Below are 21304 nucleotides of genomic sequence, written 5' to 3'. Positions count from 1 at the left end.
TCAGCCGGAGATATTTCCGTCGCGCGGCAGGATGTTCGGCAGATGGATAATCCCGGCCATCACCTCTCCGCTGCCGGAAAGGCGCATGTTGTCGCGGGCGTTATGGCGCGGATCAGCCGAGTGCAGGCTGCGCACAGGCTTGCGCCTGGTGGCCCGGGCAAGGGATTTCAGAAAGCGTGTCATTAGGTGTCTCCGTTTCGTTTGAGGGCGCCGTGATTGGCGATGAAACGGGTTTAGACCGGCGCAGGGGCGCAGGCTTGAAGACGGTTTGGGGAATTCTCGGGGAAATCGGGGGGATGCGCGATCAGGCGCGCAGGACGGCCATATGATCCAGCAGCGCCGCGCCAAGATCCCGGCCGGTCAGCAGCAGCACTTCGCGATCGGTCACGTCAGGTGTGATGCGCAGCGCATCGCGCAGGGCGCGTTCGGCCCCTGTTCGGTCGCCGCGCGCCTGACAGGCCGCGGCAAGAACCAACCTTGGGATATGATTGCGGTCATCTGCCTGGCATCCGGTCAGCCCGTGCGCATGCGCCTTGTCGGCATTGCCACGCATCAATTCGGCCACCGCCAAGAACGACCACCAGATTGCAATCTCTGCGTTCATCGCGCTGATTTCGATGCCATGTTCCAGGGCTTCGACAGCGCCATCCAGATCGGTCGTCAGAAGCAGCGCCGCCCCCAGCGCCACCCAGGCCTGCGCGTTGTTCGGGTTCAGCCCGATCGCCTTTCGCAAAAGCGGAATCGCACGCTCGGGATGGCCGACATCGGCCAGGGCGCAGGCAGCGATGCCAAGGACAGTCGAGTCCGCCCCGGCCAGATCAAGCGCGCGCTCAGCCTCGGCGATGGTTTCCGCAACCAGGGTCGCGCTTGCGGCGAAAATGCCGATCCGACTGCCGATGCCCAGGATCAACGCCAGATAGGCGCGCACAATCGGCTGGTCGGGATCACGCTGCAGCAGGTCACGCAGAACCTGCTCAGCCTCGGCAAAAGCCGCGCGATTCCAGCCTTTCAAAGACAGCACACCCATCGCCCGGATCAACTGAGCACTCGTGCTTTCGGGACCTTCGGATTGGCTGTTGTCGGCGACCATGGTTTGCACAATCGCGGTTTCCAGACGCGGCAGAATCGCTGTCAGCAGTGCCTTGCCGGTATCTTCGCCTGATGGCACTTCGAAGCGTTGCGCCCAGCAGGAAAAGCCGCTTTCGGTTCGGATCAGCTGATTGTGTTGAAAAACTCCGTTTTAGGGCCTGAACGATGATTTTTCTTTCCATGCAGCCCGATCCTAAATTTTTGGCGCGGGGGTCGGCCCAAATCGCCTACATGCGCTCACGCGCAGCCATGCGCTGTCTCGTGGTCAAAGCTTTCCGACTATTTCGCTTCATAGGTTTTCGCAAGAAATCCGCGACGCTCTGATTTCGGAGTTTTTCAACACAATCGGCCCAAACTTGCAGCCCCGGAGGGACCGATGAAACGTCTGATCGCCATATGCCTAGTTGCCCTGACCAGTGTGCCCGCGCTGGCGGAATCTCATTCAGAACCGCGCATGATCGCAGCCCCCACCGGCGATGCTGAAGCGGGCGAGAAAGCGTTCCGCAAATGCGTGGCCTGCCATATCGTCGCCAACGCCGAGGGTGAGGTTCTGGCCGGCAAGCGTGCCAAGGCGGGGCCGAACCTGTTTCAGGTCGCGGGCCGGATGGCCGGATCGGTCGAAGGGTACAAATACTCCAAATCAATGATCGCCGCTGGCGAGGCCGGTCTGAAATGGACCGAGGCGGATTTCCTGCCCTATGTTGCCGATCCGACCAAGTTCCTGCGGGCCTATCTTGATGACCCAAAGGCGCGCGGCAAGATGACCTTCAAAGAACCCAAAGAACAGGCCGCGGCCGATGTCTGGGCGTTTCTTGTCAGCCTTGATCCCGATGTTGAAATCGACGCTGAAGCGACCAGCAACTAAGCGGTCGCTCACCAGCACCTGAATTTTTCTGTCGTTCTGAGAAATTCAGGTGCCAGGTTTCGCGCCGCGCAAGGCGCTGCGCGCGCCGCATACCATGGTCATCCGATCACAGTTGGCGTTATGCTGCCGCTCAGCCGCGCAGAATCGCGCGCACTTCCAGGGAGACCACTATGAAAATCAACGCTTTGAAAGCCGCCGTCACAGCCTCGGTCCTGGCGATCGCCAGCGCCGGGATTGCGCAGGCGCAGGACTATACCTTCAAGCTGCACCATTTCCTGAGCGAAAAGGCCCCGTCGCACAGCCAGATGCTGGCGCCCTGGGCGAAAGCGGTTGAGGAAAATTCGGGCGGCGCGGTAAAGATCGAGATTTTCCCGTCAATGTCGTTGGGCGGGCGTCCGCCCGAGTTGATCCAGCAGGCGCGCGACGGCGTGGTCGATCTGGTCTGGACCGTGAACGGGTACACGCCGGGCCTGTTCCCACGCACCGAGGTTTTCGAACTTCCAAACGTGTTCAGGAACGACCCGCGCGCCGCCAACCTGGCGATGTACGATATGTTCGAAAGTGACCTGAAGGACGATTATCAGGGCGTTGAGGTCATGTTCCTGCACGTCCACGGCGGTCAGGCGATCCACATGCGCGACGCAGAAGTGCGCAGCCCGGCGGATTTCGAAGGCAAGAAACTGCGCATCCCGACACGCACCGGCGCCTGGGTGATCGAGGCGCTCGGAGCCTCGCCCGTGGCGATGCCGGTGCCCGACCTGCCGCAGGCGCTGGCCAAAGGTGTGATCGACGGCGCGCTGATCCCTTGGGAGATCATCGCCCCGCTGAAAATCCAGGAACAGACCGAATTCCAGATTGAGGGCGCGGAGAAAGAGCGTCTGGGCACGACATCGTTCCAGGTCTCGATGAACAAGGCGCGCTGGGATGGCTTGCCGCCGGAAATACAGCAGACGTTCCGCGATGCGTCGGACCGGGATTGGGTGGCCAAGGTTGGCGACGTCTGGCGTGCAACCGATGATCACGGGATTGAAATGGCGGTCGAATCCGGCAACACCCACATCACGCTGAGCGAGGAAGAAACCGCTGCCTTTCGCGATGCGCTGGCCCCGGTTGTCGACCGCTGGATCGAAGAGGTTTCCGCAAACGGTATCGACGGCGCTGCGCTGGTCGAAAAGGCGCAGGCGCTGATTGCGCAGCACGGCGCGATGTAAGTGGACGCAACAGCGCGAAACAGGGTGGGGCCTTTTGGCCCCGCCCGGCGCCTGATCGACATCTGGGCGCTGGCCGGTGGGGTGATCCTGCTGGCCGTTGTCGTGATGCAAGTGATCTCGGTCATAGGCGGCGTGGTCTGGAAGCCGTTTCCGGGCGACTATGAAATGACCGAAGTTGGCGTTGTGATCGCGGTGTTTTCCTTCCTGCCCCATTGCCAGTTGCACCGGGCCAATGTCTCGGCAGATATCTTCACCCAGCGCGCCCCGCCTTTTGCGATTGGCCTGTTCGGGTTGCTCGCCTCGGTCGTCGCGATGGGGTTTGCGTTGCTGCTGTGCTGGTGGATGTATTTCGGGATGCTGGATCAGAAGGCTTACAATTATGAGACGACGATCCTGCAGTTTCCGACCTGGATCGCGTTCATTCCGATCCTGTTCTCGCTGGCGCTGCTGGCGCTGGCCTCTCTGATCACGCTGGCCGAGGAATTCGGCACCCTGAAAAAGGCCTGAGCCTGATGCAAGACGCGCTGCTGACCGGGTTCGCCGGGCTTGGGGTTCTGGTGGCGCTGATCGCTATTCGCATGCCGATTGGCCTGTCGATGATCCTGGTGGGTGGCATCGGGGTTACGCTGCTGAACGGGCCGGCGATCTTCATGTCGCAGCTGAAGACGCTCGCCTACGGGCAGTTCAGCAACTACGATCTGAGTGTCGTGCCGATGTTCGTGCTGATGGGCGCGCTGGCGACGCGGGCCGGGTTTTCGCGCGATCTGTTTCGGGCGGCGAATGCGTGGTTCGGGCGGATGCGCGGCGGCACAGCGATGGCGGCGATTGCGGGTTGTGCGACCTTCGGGGCGGTCTGCGGGTCGTCACTGGCCACAGCCTCGACCATGGGCAAGGTCGCCCTGCCCGAGCTTAAGCGCTACAATTATTCCGGTGCGTTGGCGACGGGGACACTGGCCGCCGGTGGGGTGCTTGGCATCCTTATCCCGCCGTCGGTCGTGCTGATCATCTATGCGATCATTGTCGAGGCGAATATCGTCACAATGTTCATGGCCGCCTTCATTCCCGGCCTGATGGCGGTGGCGTTGTTCCTGCTGACAATCGCCGTTTATGTCTGGTTCCGCCCCGAGGCTGGTCCGCGTGGCGAAATACCTGACCGGGCCGAATTCATCGCCGCCTCGCTGGGTGTCGTGCCCGTCGCGCTGATCTTCCTACTGGTGATCGGCGGCATCTATGGCGGTTTCTTCAACCCGACGCCGGCGGCGGCGATCGGCGTGGCGCTGGTCTGGCTGTTCGGGGCTTTTCGGGGCCGGATGGGGTGGGGCAATATTTCCGGCGCGCTGCTGGAAACGGCCAAGACGGCGGGCATGATCTATCTGATCATCCTGGGCGCCGAGATGCTGAAGATCTTCATGTCGCGCGCCGGGGTGCCGCAGGCGGCGGCCGAGTGGATGGGGAATTCCGGCCTGGCCCCGATGACAATTCTGGTGCTGCTGCTGGTGTCGCTGATTGTACTGGGCTGCCTGATGGATTCGCTGTCGATGATCCTGCTGGCGATCCCGTTCTTCTGGCCGGTGCTGTTGGAGATCAACGGCGGCCTCTATCAGGGGGCCGAGGGCGCGGGCTTTGGCATGTCGACCGAGGAGCTTAAGATCTGGTTCGGGATCCTGGCGCTGATCGTGGTGGAACTGGGGCTGATCACGCCGCCAGTGGGGATGAATGTCTTCGTGATCTCGGCACTGGCCAAAGACACGCCTATGTCGGAAACCTTCAAGGGCGTGATGCCGTTTTTCGGGGCCGAGTTGATCCGGGTTGCAATCCTGCTGGCGTTCCCGGTCATCACGCTATGGTTGCCGCGGTTTTTGAGTGGGTGATCCGAAGGCATTGCGCCGCGCCTTGCGCGTCGCGGGGATTGGGGGCGTTGCCCCCCTTGCCCTTCGGGCAATTCCCCCCAGGATATTTTTGGGTCAATGATGGTGTTGGGGTCAGCCCCGGAAGCCGGTTGCCACGACGAATTTTTCGGAGCTGTCTGAGCGGCTCGCCTCAGGCTTCACGTGGGCGACTTTGGTGAAGTTTTGTTTGAGGACTTTCTGCAATTCGCCTTCGGCCCCGCCCGCCAGCACTTTGGCCACGAAGGTGCCGCCCGGTTCCAGCACGTCGAAGGCGAAATAGGCGGCAGCCTCGCACAGCGCCATGATCCGGTTGTGGTCGGTCTGTTTGTGACCCGACGCTGACGCGGCCATGTCCGACATCACCACATCCGCCGCCCCGCCCAGCCAGTCGCGCACCTTGTCGTCGGCTCCGTCTTCAAGGAAATCGAGGAGGTGCAGTTCGGCGCCGGCGATCGGCTCCATCTCTTGCAGGTCCACGCCGATGATGCGACCCTGTGCCTTGCCGGATCTGTCACCCAGCGCATTGATCCGTTTCACCGCCACCTGACACCAGCCGCCCGGAGCCGCGCCAAGGTCGACCACGCGCGCGCCGGGGACAAGGAAGCGGTATTTGTCGTCCAGTCCGATGATCTTGTAGGCCGCGCGGCCGCGATACCCTTCGGCGTGTGCCTTGCGCACGAATGGGTCATTCAACTGGCGTTCCAGCCACAGGGTCGAGCTGAGCTTGCGCCCGCGCGCGGTCTTGACCCGTACGCGCAGGTCACGTTCGCCGCGTCCGCTGGTTTTCTTGGCCATGTATGACCCCCCGGGTCTGTGTCGTCGTTTCAGATACGCTTATCAGGGCAGACTGCAAGACGCACGGCGTTGCTTCTTTTTCGGGTTTTGCCTTTTGGCGGTCGTCAGAACGGGCCGTCTTCCAAAACGCCATCTGCCGACATCTGCGAATAGAGCAGCCCTTCGCGCAGGCCCCGGTCTGCGACCGTCAGCCGGTCTGTCGGCCACAGCCGCAACAACGCCTGCAAGATGGCCGCGCCGGACATGATCAGCGTGTGCCGGTCGCGCCCGATCCGGGGGTCATTGCGCCGCCCTTCGGGGCCGAGATGCAGATAATCCTCGATCACTTTGTTGATCTGATCAGACGTCATGCGCAGCCCGTCGACCTTGTTGCGATCATACCGGCGCAGGCCAAGGTGGCTGGCGGCCACGGTGGTCACAGTGCCGGAGGTTCCGACAATCTGGAAACCTTCGCGGGTCTGTTCATCGGCGTAGGGGGCGAAGTTGGACAGGTTTTCCTCGAAAAACCAGCTCATCAGGGCGAATCTGGCGGAATCGTCTTCGACGTCGTTGAATTGTTCGCGCAGGGTCGCAACGCCCAGCGGGACCGAGATCCAGTCAACCACGCGCGCGGCCGGGAACGGTGCGCTGTTGGGATCAGCGGTCGGCGCGAAACCCTGGCGCAGGCGCATGATTGCGCGCGGGCGTTCCAGTGCGGGTACGCGCGTCAGGTCGATCCACACCAGCTCGGTCGAGCCACCCCCGATATCCACCACCAGCAATTGTTCGGTCCTGGTCGAGACAAGCGGCGCGCAGGATACGACGGCCAGGCGCGCCTCCTCCTCGGGCTTGATGATCTCCATCGCCAGGCCGGTTTCGCGGCGGATCAGCTCCATGAAGGTGGCGCCGTTCCTGGCGCGGCGACACGCCTCCGTCGCGACCAGCCGCATGCGTTTGACGTTGTGCTTGTTCAGCTTCTTCTTGCAAATCCGCAACGCCTGCACCGTGCGCCCCATCGAAGCACGCGACAGGCGACCTGAGGCTTCCAGCCCGCGGCCAAGCTGCACGGATTTGGAAAAGCTGTCGACAACGTGAAACTGGCTGCCCTTTGGCTGGGCAACCAACATCCGGCATGAATTCGTCCCCAGATCCAATGCGGCATAAAGCTCGGACGGATCAGGCGACGCTGGCGCGGGCGTTTCGACCGGTTTCGGGAACGCGTCCGCACCAAAGGGACGCTTGGGCGGCATGACGCCCTCCGATATGTCTTGTTGGTTTCACCCTAGGGCGGGCGAAATCATCGTGCAAGATTTGTTCTGTTACAGTTGTGACATGATCGCGCGGTTGGCACCCTCAAGCCATTCATAACCTGAATGAAAATCTTTCACGCCCGCCCCGGTGGCTGTGCGATGTTGAATCGGATACTACATGGCAGGTCGCGCTTGGACTGCACCATGTCGAAAAACGACCCCAGTCGCGCCCGGCAGAGGCATAGAAGCGAAAATGAAACCAGCGCCCAACGGGGAATCATTCCATGCCTGATGTCACCATCGTCTACTGGCGCGATATTCCGGCGCAGGTCATTGTCGGCAAGGGCCGGCGCGCCGAAAAGCGCCCCCTGCCCGAGCGGTTTGAACAAGCCATTGACCGCGCTGCAATGAAAACCGGTGCGGCGGAAACTGACGCCTACCTGGCCGAGTGGCGCAAGGCCGATCCGGTGAGCATCGACGGCGACCCGGCAGATATTGCGGAATCCGAGGCCGGGCGCCTGGATGCGGAGTATGATCGGGATCGCCTGATCTCTTTGATCGACAACGGAGGCCGGGCCTGATGGCATTGCTGAATTTCAGGAAATCCGCCGCACCCGCCACCGGAACGGCGGTGATGGAAGCGTTCCTCGACGGGTATTCGATCGAGGTGATGCCGCGCACCGCCGCCAAGGTTGAGGATTTTCGCAACCATTTGCCGCAAGGCACCCGCGTCTATATCGCCCATATCGAGGGGACGTCGATTGACGACATGGTCGCCACCGCCAAGCGGCTGAACGGCGAAGGGTTTCCGGTGATGCCGCATTTCCCGGCCCGGATTATCGCCGATAAGGCGACATTGGCCGACTGGATCGCGCGTTATCAGGGTGAGGCGGACGTGAAGCAGGCGCTGTTGCTGGCGGGCGGGGTGACCACGCAGGTGGGCGACTTCGATAGCTCGATGCAGCTGCTCGACACCGGGTTGTTCGACAAGGCCGGGTTCACGCATCTGCATGTTGCCGGGCACCCGGAAGGCAACCGCGATATCGACAGCGACGGCACCACGGCGAACGTCGATGCGGCGCTTGTGTGGAAGCAGGGGTTTTCGGAACAGACCGACGCGCAGATGGCCATTGCCACGCAGTTCGCGTTCGAGGCTGCGCCGATCATCGACTGGGCCGACAGCCTGGTGGCGCGCGGGATCACCCTGCCCGTACACATCGGCATAGCGGGCCCTGCCAAGCTGCAAACGATGATCAAATTCGCCATCGCCTGCGGGGTCGGCCCGTCACTGAAGGTGCTGCAAAAGCGCGCGATGGATGTTACCAAGCTGCTGCTGCCGTATGAGCCGACGCAGATCGTCGCCGATCTGGCGGCGCACAAGGCGGCCAATCCCGACTTTAACGTCACGAAAACACACATCTTCCCGCTTGGTGGTATCAAGACCTCGGCCACCTGGGTCACCGACAATGGCGGGGCCGCTGGCGTTCCCGCTGCCCAATCCTGAAGGACTTTCCCCCATGACCCGCACCATCATTTCATCCGCGACCAAGTCCATCGCCATCGGCTTTGACGAACCGTTCTGCGTGATTGGCGAACGCATCAACCCCACGGGGCGCAAGAAACTGGCGGCCGAGCTTGAGGCCGGGGATTTCACGACCGTGGAACGTGACGCGCTGGAACAGGTCGCCTGCGGGGCTATGGTGCTGGACATCAACTCGGGCGCGGTTTTCATCAACAAGATGGCCGAAGACAAGCGCTATGCCGACAACAACTTTGTCGAACCGCCGCTGATGAAAGAGCTGATTACCCGCGTGCAGGCGCTGGTCGATGTGCCGCTTTGCATCGACAGTTCGGTCCCCGGCGCACTTCAGGCGGGGTTGGAGGCGACGACGGGTCGCCCGCTACTGAATTCGGTCACGGGGGAAGAGGAACGGCTGGAGGTCGTGCTGCCACTGGTCAAGAAATACGACGTGCCGGTGGTGGCGATTTCCAATGACGACACCGGTATTTCCGAGGATCCGGATGTGCGGTTCGCGGTGGCCAAGAAGATCGTCGAACGTGCCGCCGATTTCGGCATTCCCGCCCATGACATTGTGGTTGACCCGCTGGTCATGCCGATTGGCGCGATGGCGACGGCGGGCAAGCAGGTGTTCGCACTGGTCCGGCGTTTGCGCGAAGAACTGGGCGTCAACACCACTTGCGGTGCGTCGAACATTAGCTTTGGCCTGCCCCAGCGCCATGGGATCAACGCCGCCTTCCTGCCGATGGCGATGACGGCGGGGATGACCAGCGCGATTATGAACCCCGTCCGCTCGGTCGAGATGGAGGCGATCAACGCCGCCAACATGCTGCTGGATCATGACCCCAACGGCAGCCGCTGGATCGCGTTCAGCCGGATTCTCGATCAGGTGCACGCGGGCGAAAGCTTTCCGGCGGCTAGTATGGCGGCGCAATCGACGGCACGTACGGGCCGTCGGCGGGGTGGGCGACGCTCGGTCGCATAAAGCACCCGCTCCACCTTCTTCGGGGCGCAGCGATCCGGGTCGCTGCGCCCTTTTTCGTTTCAGTGCAGGACACCCGGCAGGCTGAGGTCGCCCGAGGCGACATCGAACACATCCGTGACGCATAATAGCGGCGCGTGGATGTTGGCGTTGACCCGCAGGGCCGCCGTAACACCATAATAATTCACGCCGGACAACTCCACGTCACTGGCGAACCCTGCCGTGACGGTAATCTCCGGCCCGTCGAACAGGGGTGAGAATCAGGGGCTGTCCAGAAAAATCGGGAACCCCGGCCAGGTCGCAGGCAGGCGCGGGGTTTCGCCTTCGGGGATATCGCGCACGGCCAATGCGCCCGCGCCGCAAGCCTCGGTCGGGGTCAGAACGACCCAGTGGCTGTGCCAGATCAACCCGTCATTGGCCGGATCGCCGTCCTGATTTTCATCCACCAGCGGGGTGTCGTCAAAATCCGGGTGGCTGGTTGCCGCCAATGCCAGAATGCCGGTGCCCGCCTCGAACCCGACCGAGCTTGGGTCCAGCGAGGTTGGCCAGACATAGGACAGCACCGGCGCGCCGCCGACAGCGCCTGCCGGTTCGGGCGTTTCGGCCCCCGCAACCCCGTTCGTGGTCATATGGAAGGTCACCTGATTGCCGGTCCGGTGGGCGTGGGCTGCCAGGATATCGAAGGCCGCAACGCCATCGTTTGCGTCCGACCTGATGGCCCCGTCTTACATGTGGGCTGAATGAGAACCCGCAAAAGCGGTCGAGGCCAGCAGTGAAAGCGCCAGTGCGGGAAGAAGTGGATGTGCCATTGGTCTGTTCCTTTCGATCACAATGTGCGTCTCTTATTAGTAGCGAGTCGCTATAGTTGCAATAGTAATATCGACTCGCTACATATCGAGTATGGAACCGACACAGCAAATACGCGCCCTGATCAACCGGCTGGCCCGGCTGGATGCGGCGGAAACTTGGGGGGGTGATCTGAACCCGGCCCAGCGCACGGCGCTGGAATATCTGGCAAGCGCGAACCAGTATTCGCGCGCGCCGTCGCATGTTGCGGATTTTCTGGGAACAACGCGCGGCACCGCGTCACAGACGCTGAAGGCACTGGCGCGCAAGGGATATCTTCGCGAAGCGCCACGCACCGGGGACAAACGCTCGATCAGCTACCGCGTGACCGAAGACGGGCAAAAGGTTCTGGGCGGCCAGTCGGTTTTGCAAACTGCGTTGGGGCAGATGACGGGCGACGCGCAGTCGGTTTTGGCCGATGATCTTGGCGCAGTATTGCGCGGGGCGACCAGGCTCAACAACGCCAAGCCATTTGGCATTTGCCGGACCTGCCGGCACTTCGCGGCGCGGCCCGAGGGCGGGCATTGCGCGCTGTTGAACGTGGCGCTAGCGCCGCAAGAAACGGAACAGCTTTGCCACGAACAACAGCCTGCTTGACGCCGGCCGCGCGGCGCAATGGCACGCGGGCCAAGGCCCGCGCGCGTAAGGTTACTTCATCATTCCGACGTTGGCTTCAGTCGTGAAGACGTAATTGTCCGCATTCTGGTGGCAAGCGATGCACCCAGCCTCGGCCCCTTTGCCGACCAGACCGGCAAGCTGCATGCCCTTCGGGTTCTTGTCGAGCGATCCATCCGGCAGGTATTTCACCCAGAACCATTTGTTCGTTTCGTCATCATACCCGGCCTCACGCTGGAACATGACCGTCAGCGCGCCCAGATGCTTGGACGGATCGCCCAAAACCTCGTCAATGCTGACGCCTTCGGGGCCATAGTTGCGCTTGACGATCAACGCGCCTTCGTGCCCGTCGACAGTGGCCGAAGTATAGAAGGTTTCCAGCATCATGCCGTGGGGTTCTACGCCCTCATAAGGGAACGACATGATCGCCCCGTCGCCGACCAGTTTGCTGGCCTCCATCACCTCCCAGAGCAATGCCGCATAGGCAACATCATGATCCGTCCCGAAGGGGGCCATTTCCTGCGCCGAGGCCGCCGTTCCCAGGCCAAGCGCCACACACGCCGCTGCCGCAGTTTTTTGAATTCGCATCCCGTATCTCCATAGTCTTATTGATGGGACACCGACTCATTTCGGTGTCCGTGACGACTTTAACCGGGGTGGCGAACAGGTGCGGTCACACCCCAATAACAACGCCATCACGTTCCTGTCGAAACGCCGTGATCGGGCCAGGTTGGTGTGGACATGGGCACGATCACAACGCCAGTCTTTGCGCGAAACGATGTGGAGAGTGCGATGCGTATGCCGACGATTTTGACCTGGGCGATCTGTCTGGGCGCTGGCCCGGCGATAGCCGAGGTCTGCGTGACCAATGCGACGGAAAGCCCGGCGTTTTTTGCTGCGGAAGTGCATGGTGGCGCGCGGGTCACCCAAACCTTGCCTGCCGGGGGGACACTCTGCGCGCCGGGTGATGGCACCGGGGTGGTCAGCGTTTTCGAACACGCGGAAGAGACCGAAGGATGCTCTCGTCTGGTGGCTGAAAACGGGTCGGACAGCCTGATCCGCTATGCCTCGTTCGACCGCTGCGAATGGGCCTCGCACAGCCAATAGGTCGCTGGTTTGCCGCGCCATGCCGCGCGGTGGCTTTCCGCTGCCCGATCCCACGCTATGGTGCGCCCGAAGCAGTTGACAGGCAGGCAGATGGCGAACGACGCATTGGTGATTTTCACGCCTTCGGGCAAGCGGGGACACGTGCCTGTCGGAACGCCGGTTCTGACGGCGGCGCGCCAGTTGGGCGTCGATCTGGATTCGGTCTGCGGCGGCAACGGCATCTGTTCCAAGTGCCAGGTCAGCCCCGGTGTGGGGGAATTTCCCAAGCACGGGCTGACGGTGGCAGCGGACGCCCTGTCGCCGATCAACAAGGTCGAGGAGCGTTATGACCGGGTGCGCGGGCTGACAGCGGGGCGCCGCCTTGGCTGTCAGGCGACCGTGCAGGGCGACGTTGTGATCGACGTGCCACCCGAGAGTCAGGTGCACCGGCAAGTGGTGCGCAAGCGTGCCACGGCGCGCGACATCACCATGAACCCCGCCACGCGCCTGCGCTATGTCGAGGTTGCAGAACCCGACATGCACGCCCCGACCGGCGATCTGGAACGCCTGGGCGACGCCCTGCGTGACGCGTGGGAGGTTGAAGAGATCATCATCGACCTGCCCGTCCTGACCCGCCTGCAACCGGCGCTGCGCAAGGGCGACTGGAAGGTCACCGTGGCGCTGTTCCGCGACCATACCGGCGGCCCGCACCGGGTGCTGGACGTCTGGCCCGGTTTCTTCGAAGGCCCGCTGTTCGGGCTGGCCATCGACCTCGGCTCGACCACCATCGCCGCCAATCTGGCGGATCTGTCGGACGCGCGCATCCTGGCCTCGACCGGAATGATGAACCCGCAGATCCGCTTTGGCGAGGATCTGATGAGTCGCGTCAGTTATTCGATGATGAACCCCGGCGGAGCGGCGGAAATGACGGCGGCGGTGCGTGCGGCGCTGGGGCAGCTGGCGGCCGAGATTGCCGGTGAAGCGGATATCGACGCGCGCCAGATTGTTGAGGCCACGGTGGTTTGCAACCCTGTGATGCACCATATTCTGATGGGGATTGATCCGGTGGAACTGGGGCAAGCGCCGTTTGCGCTGGCAACCTCGGACGCGATGGAACAGCCTGCCGCCGACATCGGGCTGACCACGATCAACCCAGCCGCGCGCGCCTATGCCCTGCCCTGCATCGCCGGGCATGTTGGCGCGGATGCCGCCGCCGTTGCCCTGTCCGAAGCGCCGCATCTGGCGGAACCGCTGACGCTGATCGTCGATGTGGGGACCAACGCCGAGTTGTTGCTGGGCAATCGCGAACATGGCGTGCTGGCCTGTTCGTCGCCCACGGGTCCGGCGTTTGAGGGCGCGCAGATCGCCCACGGCCAGCGCGCCGCCCCTGGGGCCATTGAGCGGGTCGAGATTGATCCGATCACCAAGATCGCCCGCGTCTGGGTTATCGGCAGTGACCTTTGGTCCGACGATCCAGGATTTGCCGAAGCCACCAAAGACAGCGGCATCACCGGCATCTGCGGTTCCGGCATCATCGAGGCGGTGGCCGAAATGCGAATGGCCGGGCTGGTCGATCCGTCCGGGCTGATCGGTTCAGCCGAGGCCACGGGCAGTGATCGGATGATCCCGGATGGGCGCACCCACAGCTATGTGCTGCATGATGCGACTGCGACCGGCGGGCCGCTGATCACCGTTACCCAGGGCGATATCCGTGCGATACAACTGGCAAAATCAGCGCTTTATGCCGGGGCGCGGCTGTTGATGGACGAGATTGGTGTCGAAACCGTTGACCGGGTGATCCTTGCCGGGGCTTTCGGGGCCCATATCTCACCCAAGCACGCGATGGTTCTGGGGATGATCCCCGATTGCCCGCTGAAGCAAGTCACCTCGGCAGGGAACGCCGCCGGGACCGGGGCGCGGATTGCGTTGGCCGACATCGACGCGCGTGCTGGGATCGAGGCACGGGTGCGCCAGATCACCAAGATCGAAACCGCGCTTGCGCCGCGCTTTCAGGAACATTTCGTCGCTGCAAATGCGATCCCGCATGCGACGGCAAGTTTCCCCAACCTCAGCGCCGCGGTGACGCTGCCGGATGTGTCATTCAATACCGGTTCGGGTGGTGATGGCGGCGGGCGGCGGCGGCGCAGGCGGTAGGCTGGAATCTAGAAAATGCCCTGAATCGTATGTTGGGCCTCTGCATCGGTAGCCGTGCGCTTGGCAGCCCGTGGGTTGGCGATGCGACGTTTGTGTGGGGCAGTTGGATGGTTCAGCAATCCCGTCAAATCTGAAGGAAACGCGCGCCCGCAGGGTCGCCAACCCGCCCGGACGGGCTGGCGAGTGCACGGCGGCTGCGCCTTGATTCCGTGCACGGGGTACGCCACGCGAATGGCAAATCTCGACCAATCCCCTCAACCGACGGCCCCCTCATATCGCCGCCCCTCAAACCATCCTCACGGTTTCGTCATGACCTCTTTTGAAACCAATCCCGACACGGCCCCGTATCTTTTAGCACAACGACGCTCATGACCGGGCGTTGAGATGTGCAAACAGTGAGGATACCCCCCGTGCTTACAACCATCCGTATGACATTGACCGCAAGCGCCCTGGCCCTGGCCACCGCAGGAACCGCATTCGCCGCAGGCCACGCCAACCCCGAAGTTGGTGGCGCAGAGATGTTCACCGACAAGAACATCATCGAAAACGCCTTGAATTCCCCGATCCACACGACGCTGGTGGCCGCTGTGCAGGCCGCAGGTCTGGTTGACACGCTGATGGGCGATGGCCCGTTCACTGTGTTTGCCCCCACCGATGATGCCTTTGCCGCCCTGCCCGCGGGCACGGTCGAAACGCTGGTGAAGCCTGAAAACAAGGACACATTGACCAAAATTCTGACCTGCCACGTTGTTGGCGGCGCTGTCATGGCCTCGGCCGTGGCGGACATGATCGCCTCGGGCGGTGGAAGTGCCTCGGTCGAGACTTTGGGCGGCTGCGTGCTGACCGCTGCGCTGGATGGTGACAATGTGACGATCACTGATGAAAACGGCGGTGTGGCCACGGTAACCGTTGCCGATGTCAAGCAAAGCAACGGTGTGATCCACGTAATCAACGCGGTGCTGCTGCCGGGTGCTGACGATGCGATGAAGGACGACGCCATGGAAAGCTCCATGGAGATGGAAAATCCGATGGTTGGCGGCGCCGAGATGCTGGCCTCCAAGGATATCATCGACAACGCCGTGAATTCACCCATCCACACCACGCTGGTGGCAGCCGTTCAGGCCGCTGACCTGGTCGAAACACTGAAAGGCCCTGGCCCGTTCACCGTTTTCGCACCGACGGACGACGCCTTCGCCGCACTGCCCGAGGGCACGGTAGAGACCCTGCTGAAGCCCGAAAACAAGGCGATGCTGCAAAAGGTTTTGACCGCGCATGTGGTTGCTGGTGCGGTAACTACCGAAGATCTGACCAAGGCCGCGCGCCGGTCACACGATGGGTTTTATCACTTCAATGCCGTATCGGGCGACGCCCTGTCGGCCAAGGTAACCCACGGGGGCCGCGTGTTCATCTTTGATGAGACCGGAAACGCCTATGAGGTGACAACCGCCAATGTCATGCAGTCCAATGGCGTGATCCATGTCGTCGAAGGTGTCCTTCTCCCCCGCTAAAGCTGAATGTTATCTGACAATTACGGGCCGTCCCTTACGGGGCGGCCTTTGCCAATGGCCTTGACGATGCGCGGCGGCTGCCCTAACTCAGTCGACGTTGCGGGTGTAGCTCAATGGTAGAGCGCCTGGTTCCCAACCAGACGACGAGGGTTCGATTCCCTTCACCCGCTCCAACCCTTTCATACCAAGCGCAACAGAACACTCCGCCTTTGCAGCACGTGTCTGGTTCAGGCCGGAAACACAAAGCAGCGTTCGCGCCGCAGCATCAGCCACAATGCGGTTCCGGGCTGCGGCAGGAACACCGAAGGTACTGAGGCCGTCAGCCGCGATCCGTCGAAATCCATGCGAAAATCGACAAGCGATTCCTTGCCCATAAGCCGCGCACGTTCAACAACACCGCGCGCAGGTGTCCCGTCTTCGGGCGTCGGGTTCGGACCTCGGCCGCCGCGGTCAAAGTCGATGCGGATATGCTGTGGGCGGATCACAATCTCGACCTTGGTGCCATCGGCGAAGCCGGGCGCGAGGAACTGGCCGAAGGGCGTTTCGGTCAGGGCCCCCTCGACAGTGCCCGCGATGACGTTGATGTCGGAAAAGAAGGCGGCGGCGGCACGATCAACCGGTGCGTTATAGACGTTATAGGGCGCGCCCTGCTGCACGATCCTGCCGTCACGCATCAGGGCGATCTGGTCGGCCATGCGCATCGCCTCGTCCGGTTCATGGGTGACCAGCAGCACGGCGGTGCCTTCATCCTTCAGTATTTCCAGCGTTTCATCGCGAATGCCGTCACGCAGCCGGTTGTCGAGGCCAGAAAACGGTTCATCCATCAGCATCACGCGCGGACGCGGCGCCAGTGCGCGGGCCAAGGCGGCGCGCTGCTGTTCGCCGCCCGACAAGGCATGCGGATAAGCATCGGCATACGCGCTGAGCCGTACCCGTTCCAGCAAGGTCGACGCCCGCTCCAGCCGGGCGGCGCGGGGGCCGTTCAGACCGAAGGCCACATTGTCGATGACCTTGAGATACGGAAACAGCGCGAAATCCTGAAACATCAGCCCGATCGAGCGTTTTTCGGCCGGGATATGAACCGTGTGATCGGACAGGATGCGCCCGTCAACCTCGATCACGCCGGCATCCTGCCGGTCCACCCCCGCGATCAGGCGCAGGGTCGTGGATTTGCCGCAGCCCGATGGCCCCAGCAGACAGGTTACCTGACCGGCAGGAACCGCAAAGGACACGTCATCGACAACCGCCCGCCCCGCGAAATTGCGCGACACATGCGATACGACAAGCCCTTTCTGCGGCGCGGGCGTTACCTGATGAAAATCGTCAGACATTTCAGGGTGGCGTATCAGGCGCGCAATTGCGTCGCAAGTCGCCAGCTTTTCATTCGCGCCGGGTATTCAGATCCGAAAACTGCTGGCCGTTCTTGATCAGCTCAGCCCAGAGCGGCGATGGCGTCCATGCGCCGGGTGCCGAGGCGTTCATTGCCGCCAGGGTTTGCTGCAATTGTGGCAGGCCCGTCAGGTCGGCCGCCAACATTGGCCCGCCGCGGGCCCGCGCCATTCCAAGGCCCGAAAGCGCCACCAGGTCGACATCAATCGGGCGTTCGGCGATCTTGTCGGTCAGCAACCACGCCCCGGCATTGGCAAGGGCGGCCTGCATCCGCAGAGTAATTTGCGCCGCTGTGATTGGCGCACCCTGCCCTGACCGTGCCATGGCCAGGATATTGCCAACCTCTGGGTCCGTATAGGCGCGGCCTTCGTTCCTGTCATAGCTGAACCACCCGGCCCCAGCACTGCGACCCGTCCGGTTGGCAGCCAGCATGGCGCCGGTCATCGGCATTCCCAGAATTTGCGGATTGCGATCCGGATAACTTCGCGATTGATCAGCGCGGGTCACGGTCAGGCCGATGCGGTCTTCAGCCTCCAATGGGCCGAGGCGAAAGCCCCAGTCGCGAATGGCGCTGTCCACCGCTTCTGGCGAGGCGCCGAGGCCAAGCAGTTGTTCCGCAACCTGACGCATCGCACCGCGAAGCCGCCCGGCGATCAGGCCATTGCCGGACGCCGCCGGGGATACCGGCACGGCACGCAGACCCATCCGACGCGCCAGCTCATTCAGCGAGGCACCCAGCCCCGGCGCGGCATCGCGGGTCACGACAATTTCGACCAGCGGATTGGCCGCCAATGGCGGGTGGAATACCATCTGCGCCACCCGTTCGGCGGACCCGGTGGCCCCTGCCAGAACCGAAATATCCAGATCGCGCGCCACGGCCAGAATGGGATCGCCGCCCGCCGCGCCTGCGCATTCGGCCAGATCACGTCCCGCCTGCGCGGCATCCTCTGATCCGGCATGAATGATGAAGTCCGCACCCGCGGCCGAGGCGTGTGCGGTCGCGCCACTCAGCCGGGTCATTCGGGCATCCCGTTCGGCAGCGGTAAGGTTTCCTTGCGCAACCGCGCGGTCATAAACGTCAAAGATACGGCCAACTGCATCTTCCAGCGCCTGATCATTCGCCTCGATCAAGGTCACGTCCAGCCCGCAGTTCACCTTGGCCATCGCGATCGAACCGCCCAGCTGACCACCGCCGATCACCACGCAGCAGCGGATCTCGGTCGGGGTTCCGGTCGCAAGGATCGGCGATTTTCCGGCAGATCGTTCGGCTTGAAACGCATGCCGCAGGCCGCGTGACTGATCCGAGGTCATCAGATCGGTGAACGCCGACCGTTCACGGCGCAACCCCGCTTCGAACGGCAACAGCAGCGCGGCCTCGACACAATCAATGATCTTCCCGGTCGCCCCGGCGGCGGGTTCATCCAGCGCGGCCCGCCAGGCAGCGATATCCGCCAGAAAGGCAGCCGGATCCGACAGGCCCGAGGTCACATGGCGAGTCGGACGCGACCCCAGATCGCTTTGGATCACCTGATTTACCCAGATCCGCGCAGCCTCGGTCAGGTCACCTTCGACTACATCGTCCAACATGCCCATCTGCCGGGCAGCTTCGGCAGCAATCGGTTCGCCGGACACGATGACCTCCAGCGCGGCTCTGGCCCCGCTTAGCCGGGGCAATCGCTGCGTTCCGCCAGCACCGGGCAACAAGCCCAGCTTCACTTCGGGCAATCCGACCCGTGCGTCTTTCGCCGCCACCCGGTAGTGCGCCGCCAACGCCAGTTCAAATCCGCCGCCAAGTGCTACGCCCTGGATGGCCGCAACAACCGGGATCGGGCAATCTTCGATGTGGCTGCACAATTCGCCCAGTGACGGATCAACCGGCGGCTTGCCGAATTCCGTGATATCGGCCCCGGCCGAGAAATTCTTGCCCTGACTGCGGATCACCACGCCCAAAGCGCCTTGCGAAATCGCATGATCCAGCCCGTCGTGCAGCCCACTTCTGAGCGACGCCGAAAGCGCATTCACCGGCGGATTGTCCAGCGTCAGCACCGCGATACGGTCGCGCATTTCAATTCCAACTGCGGTCATCAGTTGCCCGGTTTTCGGCTGTTGGTGCGGAATACATGCATGCTTGGGCTCCCTCAAACCGGCACGCCCGACCGGATATGCGTATTCTTATAGGCCGCACCCGATATGGCAACTGATCCGGGCCTTGTTGCGCGCGCCACTCGGCATTCGTGCATCGCGCCCATTGTGGCCGTCGCCAACCCTCAATAAGAAGCGGAACCTTGGGGCGGCGGATCGCGACGGGCAATTGTCCGATCCCGGCAAGCGGAAAGGGACGGGGAATGATTGACTGGGCTTACGGGTTGGCCGGTGGGCTGATGATCGGCTGTGCTGGCGCGATGTTCCTTCTTATCAACGGCCGGATCATGGGCGCCTCGGGCATATTGGGCGGATTGATTGACCGCACCGGCTGGTCGAACGGGGCCGAGCGTGCGGTCTTCGTCGCATCACTGATCCTCGTTCCCGGCGTCATCGCCGGTTTCACTGGTGGGGCAGAATCGTACCTGAGTGATAATTGGCTGGTCGTGGCAATCGCCGGGCTTCTGGTCGGCGTCGGTACCCGGCTTGCAGGCGGCTGTACCAGTGGCCACGGCGTCTGCGGTATCTCGCGCCTGACCTTGCGCGGCATTGCAGCGACGGTGATCTACATCATTGCCGGGGCGGTGATGCTAAGCTTGGTTCGGCATCTTTGGGGGTTAATCTGATGCGGTTGATATTCGCGGCATTGGCCGGCGGCCTGTTTGGCATCGGTCTGATGGTGTCAGGCATGACCAACACCCGCAAGGTTCAGGGATGGCTGGACATATTCGGCGACTGGGATCCGACGCTGGCTTTTGTAATGGGCGGAGCGATTATCCCGATGTCAATTGCCTGGTGGATCACAACCCGCCGCGTCAAACCGGTGTTGGGCGGCAGTTTCCCGGCCCGGCCACCACAGGTGCTGGATCGCGGTCTGGTCATCGGCTCGATGCTTTTTGGCGCCGGTTGGGCGCTGGCCGGGCTATGCCCCGGCCCGGCGCTGGCCGCACTCAGCTGGACCGGGGCACCGGGTCTGGTGTTCCTGATCGCAATGACCGCCGGGATGCTTTTCGCACCGGGTATCCGCGCGAAGATAGCACCCGCACATTAGGGCTTATGTCGGCCAACCGCGCAAACCCAAACAGGACCGCCGATTGAACGGCTTGACGCTGCCGGATTGCCTGGCAAGCAGTCTGTCCCCAGACGCCAAGATCCTGTCTTCGGCAGATTGACCGAGGACCTGCTTGACGACGACCTGTTTGACACCGAGGGTCTGGCAATCTGACAGGTCCACAACTCACCATGTTCTCACTCAATCGGTATCCCGTCTCGGAAGATATGCAGGAATGGATCATTTCCGAATTCCTGTGGGCGGCGAAAAACGGTTTGTTAACAACCGACACTCCGCTGGTGACGCCAACCAAGGCGTTTTTTCCAACCCCGTCGGGCACACCGGAGGACATTGCGCGCGGGATCATTGGCAACATCCTTGCCGTGCTAGGTCGGGCGAACGAACAGATCGGCCTGCTGCCGCTTGACCGCCCAGCCGCCGAATACCGCGCTGCCGGTGCTTTTGAACAACTTGGCGAAACCGCAGGCGCGTGGACTGGTGATGGCGATGGCTCGGTCATTTTCTATGACCCCGAGGCGGTCGCGCGACCGCTGACCATGATCTCGACCCTTGTTCACGAAGTCATGCATCATATCCTGAATGGCGTTCCGTCAGGCCGGGCAGATCCCTTGGAAGAGGAAATGCGGACAGACCTGCATTGCATCACAACCGGATTTGGATTGTTGCAGGTTTTGGGGGCCGAGCAGGCCGGTTGGCAAGGTTATATGCGGCAGCCGACGCGGCTTTATGCACTTGCGTTGTTCCTTGAAGTCCGCGTTATCGAACCGGAAGCGGCACAATCGCGGCTTTCAGGGCGGATGAAACGTGGATTGATCCGCGCGATCCGCGTTGTCAAAACTCATCAAAACCGTATTGAAGAGATACAAGCCGAAATGACGCCTGCGCTGATGCCTGTGTCGCAGACCTAGATTGG

The 21304-nt window shown here is 62.4% G+C and carries 21 protein-coding genes, 1 tRNA gene and 1 pseudogene; 15 read left to right on the top strand and 8 right to left on the bottom strand.

Going from position 1 to position 21304, the window contains the following annotated elements:
• On the bottom strand, positions 1–183 hold the full coding sequence (locus GKR99_02565; GenBank protein NKB26490.1) for a hypothetical protein: 183 nt from the start codon (positions 181–183) through the stop codon (positions 1–3).
• A gap of 121 nt (positions 184–304) precedes the next feature.
• Positions 305–1168, bottom strand: coding sequence for a tetratricopeptide repeat protein (locus GKR99_02560; protein ID NKB26489.1), 864 nt, complete (start codon positions 1166–1168; stop codon positions 305–307).
• A gap of 297 nt (positions 1169–1465) precedes the next feature.
• On the opposite strand from GKR99_02560, the gene GKR99_02555 reads away from it, so the two are divergent.
• The 4 genes from GKR99_02555 (at position 1466) to GKR99_02540 (ending at position 5036) form a co-directional block, all read left to right on the top strand.
• Complete coding sequence (locus tag GKR99_02555; protein ID NKB26488.1) at positions 1466–1954, top strand: c-type cytochrome; 489 nt, start codon at positions 1466–1468, stop codon at positions 1952–1954.
• A gap of 170 nt (positions 1955–2124) precedes the next feature.
• Positions 2125–3165, top strand: a complete 1041-nt coding sequence (locus tag GKR99_02550) for a C4-dicarboxylate ABC transporter substrate-binding protein (GenBank protein ID NKB26487.1) — start codon at positions 2125–2127, stop codon at positions 3163–3165.
• Between the two features lie 105 nt (positions 3166–3270).
• Complete coding sequence (locus tag GKR99_02545) at positions 3271–3672, top strand: TRAP transporter small permease subunit (protein NKB26486.1); 402 nt, start codon at positions 3271–3273, stop codon at positions 3670–3672.
• A 5-nt stretch (positions 3673–3677) separates the two neighbouring features.
• A complete protein-coding gene (locus GKR99_02540; GenBank protein ID NKB26485.1) occupies positions 3678–5036 on the top strand; it encodes a TRAP transporter large permease subunit in 1359 nt (452 codons plus the stop codon).
• 111 nt (positions 5037–5147) lie between these two features.
• Here the strand turns inward: GKR99_02540 and GKR99_02535 are convergent, their stop codons facing one another.
• Complete coding sequence (locus tag GKR99_02535; GenBank protein ID NKB26484.1) at positions 5148–5849, bottom strand: 23S rRNA methyltransferase; 702 nt, start codon at positions 5847–5849, stop codon at positions 5148–5150.
• A gap of 104 nt (positions 5850–5953) precedes the next feature.
• Positions 5954–7078 (bottom strand): Ppx/GppA family phosphatase, encoded by a 1125-nt coding sequence (locus GKR99_02530; protein ID NKB26483.1) that lies wholly within the window; start codon positions 7076–7078, stop codon positions 5954–5956.
• A gap of 284 nt (positions 7079–7362) precedes the next feature.
• Between GKR99_02530 and GKR99_02525 the strand changes: the two genes are divergently transcribed.
• Genes GKR99_02525 through GKR99_02515 form a run of 3 tightly spaced genes read left to right on the top strand, consistent with a single transcriptional unit; the run spans position 7363 to position 9582 of the window.
• Entirely contained in the window at positions 7363–7659 is a 297-nt protein-coding gene (locus tag GKR99_02525) for a hypothetical protein (protein ID NKB26482.1), read from the top strand.
• Complete coding sequence (locus tag GKR99_02520; GenBank protein NKB26481.1) at positions 7659–8582, top strand: methylenetetrahydrofolate reductase; 924 nt, start codon at positions 7659–7661, stop codon at positions 8580–8582. Before GKR99_02525 ends, GKR99_02520 begins: the two co-directional genes overlap by 1 nt.
• Positions 8583–8595: 13 nt before the next feature.
• Positions 8596–9582, top strand: coding sequence for a methyltetrahydrofolate cobalamin methyltransferase (locus GKR99_02515; protein ID NKB26480.1), 987 nt, complete (start codon positions 8596–8598; stop codon positions 9580–9582).
• A gap of 59 nt (positions 9583–9641) precedes the next feature.
• Here the strand turns inward: GKR99_02515 and GKR99_02510 are convergent.
• Positions 9642–10388: pseudogene (locus GKR99_02510) on the bottom strand (hypothetical protein).
• 91 nt (positions 10389–10479) lie between these two features.
• On the opposite strand from GKR99_02510, the gene GKR99_02505 reads away from it, so the two are divergent.
• Positions 10480–11022, top strand: a complete 543-nt coding sequence (locus GKR99_02505; protein ID NKB26479.1) for a MarR family transcriptional regulator — start codon at positions 10480–10482, stop codon at positions 11020–11022.
• Positions 11023–11073: 51 nt separating this feature from the next.
• Here GKR99_02505 and GKR99_02500 read toward each other — a convergent pair whose 3' ends face one another.
• On the bottom strand, positions 11074–11628 hold the full coding sequence (locus GKR99_02500) for a hypothetical protein (protein ID NKB26478.1): 555 nt from the start codon (positions 11626–11628) through the stop codon (positions 11074–11076).
• A 204-nt stretch (positions 11629–11832) separates the two neighbouring features.
• Here GKR99_02500 and GKR99_02495 point away from each other — a divergent pair, with 204 nt between their 5' ends.
• From GKR99_02495 to GKR99_02480, 4 genes are all read left to right on the top strand, one after another.
• Positions 11833–12147 carry a hypothetical protein gene (locus GKR99_02495; protein NKB26477.1) on the top strand — a complete coding sequence of 105 codons (315 nt, stop codon included), beginning with the start codon at positions 11833–11835 and terminating at the stop codon, positions 12145–12147.
• A 90-nt stretch (positions 12148–12237) separates the two neighbouring features.
• Complete coding sequence (locus tag GKR99_02490; protein ID NKB26476.1) at positions 12238–14280, top strand: DUF4445 domain-containing protein; 2043 nt, start codon at positions 12238–12240, stop codon at positions 14278–14280.
• Positions 14281–14708: 428 nt separating this feature from the next.
• Entirely contained in the window at positions 14709–15788 is a 1080-nt protein-coding gene (locus GKR99_02485; GenBank protein ID NKB26475.1) for a fasciclin domain-containing protein, read from the top strand.
• 99 nt (positions 15789–15887) lie between these two features.
• Positions 15888–15961: transfer RNA gene (locus GKR99_02480), tRNA-Gly, on the top strand.
• A 54-nt stretch (positions 15962–16015) separates the two neighbouring features.
• On the opposite strand, the gene GKR99_02475 is transcribed toward GKR99_02480, so the two are convergent.
• Positions 16016–17119: an ATP-binding cassette domain-containing protein gene (locus GKR99_02475; GenBank protein ID NKB26474.1), complete on the bottom strand. Its 1104-nt coding sequence runs from the start codon at positions 17117–17119 to the stop codon at positions 16016–16018.
• Positions 17120–17168: 49 nt separating this feature from the next.
• A complete protein-coding gene (locus GKR99_02470; protein ID NKB26473.1) occupies positions 17169–19262 on the bottom strand; it encodes a 3-hydroxyacyl-CoA dehydrogenase in 2094 nt (697 codons plus the stop codon).
• Between the two features lie 260 nt (positions 19263–19522).
• Here GKR99_02470 and GKR99_02465 point away from each other — a divergent pair, with 260 nt between their 5' ends.
• The 3 genes from GKR99_02465 to GKR99_02455 all read left to right on the top strand — a co-directional run bounded on the left by GKR99_02465 (position 19523) and on the right by GKR99_02455 (position 21299).
• Entirely contained in the window at positions 19523–19945 is a 423-nt protein-coding gene (locus GKR99_02465) for a YeeE/YedE family protein (GenBank protein ID NKB26472.1), read from the top strand.
• On the top strand, positions 19945–20370 hold the full coding sequence (locus GKR99_02460) for a hypothetical protein (GenBank protein NKB26471.1): 426 nt from the start codon (positions 19945–19947) through the stop codon (positions 20368–20370). Before GKR99_02465 ends, GKR99_02460 begins: the two co-directional genes overlap by 1 nt.
• A 191-nt stretch (positions 20371–20561) precedes the next feature.
• On the top strand, positions 20562–21299 hold the full coding sequence (locus tag GKR99_02455) for a hypothetical protein (GenBank protein ID NKB26470.1): 738 nt from the start codon (positions 20562–20564) through the stop codon (positions 21297–21299).
• Positions 21300–21304: the final 5 nt, after the last annotated feature.

This window comes from Paracoccaceae bacterium (assembly GCA_012103375.1).
Taxonomy (GTDB): Bacteria; Pseudomonadota; Alphaproteobacteria; order Rhodobacterales; family Rhodobacteraceae; genus WLWX01.
The sequence above is the reverse complement of the archived record's forward strand: the minus strand, read 5'-3'. Positions and strand labels throughout refer to the sequence as shown.

Bases quoted from the DNA above. Each gene is read 5' to 3' on its own strand.
- GKR99_02470 (NKB26473.1), bottom strand. From the start codon at position 19,262: ATGACCGCAGTTGGAATTGAAATGCGCGACCGTATCGCGGTGCTGACG.
- GKR99_02505 (NKB26479.1), top strand. From the start codon at position 10,480: ATGGAACCGACACAGCAAATACGCGCCCTGATCAACCGGCTGGCCCGG.
- GKR99_02495 (NKB26477.1), top strand. From the start codon at position 11,833: ATGCGTATGCCGACGATTTTGACCTGGGCGATCTGTCTGGGCGCTGGC.
- GKR99_02515 (NKB26480.1), top strand. From the start codon at position 8,596: ATGACCCGCACCATCATTTCATCCGCGACCAAGTCCATCGCCATCGGC.
- GKR99_02485 (NKB26475.1), top strand. From the start codon at position 14,709: ATGACATTGACCGCAAGCGCCCTGGCCCTGGCCACCGCAGGAACCGCA.
- GKR99_02475 (NKB26474.1), bottom strand. From the start codon at position 17,119: ATGTCTGACGATTTTCATCAGGTAACGCCCGCGCCGCAGAAAGGGCTT.
- GKR99_02545 (NKB26486.1), top strand. From the start codon at position 3,271: ATGCAAGTGATCTCGGTCATAGGCGGCGTGGTCTGGAAGCCGTTTCCG.
- GKR99_02525 (NKB26482.1), top strand. From the start codon at position 7,363: ATGCCTGATGTCACCATCGTCTACTGGCGCGATATTCCGGCGCAGGTC.
- GKR99_02500 (NKB26478.1), bottom strand. From the start codon at position 11,628: ATGCGAATTCAAAAAACTGCGGCAGCGGCGTGTGTGGCGCTTGGCCTG.
- GKR99_02555 (NKB26488.1), top strand. From the start codon at position 1,466: ATGAAACGTCTGATCGCCATATGCCTAGTTGCCCTGACCAGTGTGCCC.
- GKR99_02465 (NKB26472.1), top strand. From the start codon at position 19,523: ATGATTGACTGGGCTTACGGGTTGGCCGGTGGGCTGATGATCGGCTGT.
- GKR99_02455 (NKB26470.1), top strand. From the start codon at position 20,562: ATGTTCTCACTCAATCGGTATCCCGTCTCGGAAGATATGCAGGAATGG.
- GKR99_02490 (NKB26476.1), top strand. From the start codon at position 12,238: ATGGCGAACGACGCATTGGTGATTTTCACGCCTTCGGGCAAGCGGGGA.
- GKR99_02540 (NKB26485.1), top strand. From the start codon at position 3,678: ATGCAAGACGCGCTGCTGACCGGGTTCGCCGGGCTTGGGGTTCTGGTG.
- GKR99_02460 (NKB26471.1), top strand. From the start codon at position 19,945: ATGCGGTTGATATTCGCGGCATTGGCCGGCGGCCTGTTTGGCATCGGT.
- GKR99_02550 (NKB26487.1), top strand. From the start codon at position 2,125: ATGAAAATCAACGCTTTGAAAGCCGCCGTCACAGCCTCGGTCCTGGCG.
- GKR99_02520 (NKB26481.1), top strand. From the start codon at position 7,659: ATGGCATTGCTGAATTTCAGGAAATCCGCCGCACCCGCCACCGGAACG.
- GKR99_02565 (NKB26490.1), bottom strand. From the start codon at position 183: ATGACACGCTTTCTGAAATCCCTTGCCCGGGCCACCAGGCGCAAGCCT.
- GKR99_02535 (NKB26484.1), bottom strand. From the start codon at position 5,849: ATGGCCAAGAAAACCAGCGGACGCGGCGAACGTGACCTGCGCGTACGG.
- GKR99_02530 (NKB26483.1), bottom strand. From the start codon at position 7,078: ATGCCGCCCAAGCGTCCCTTTGGTGCGGACGCGTTCCCGAAACCGGTC.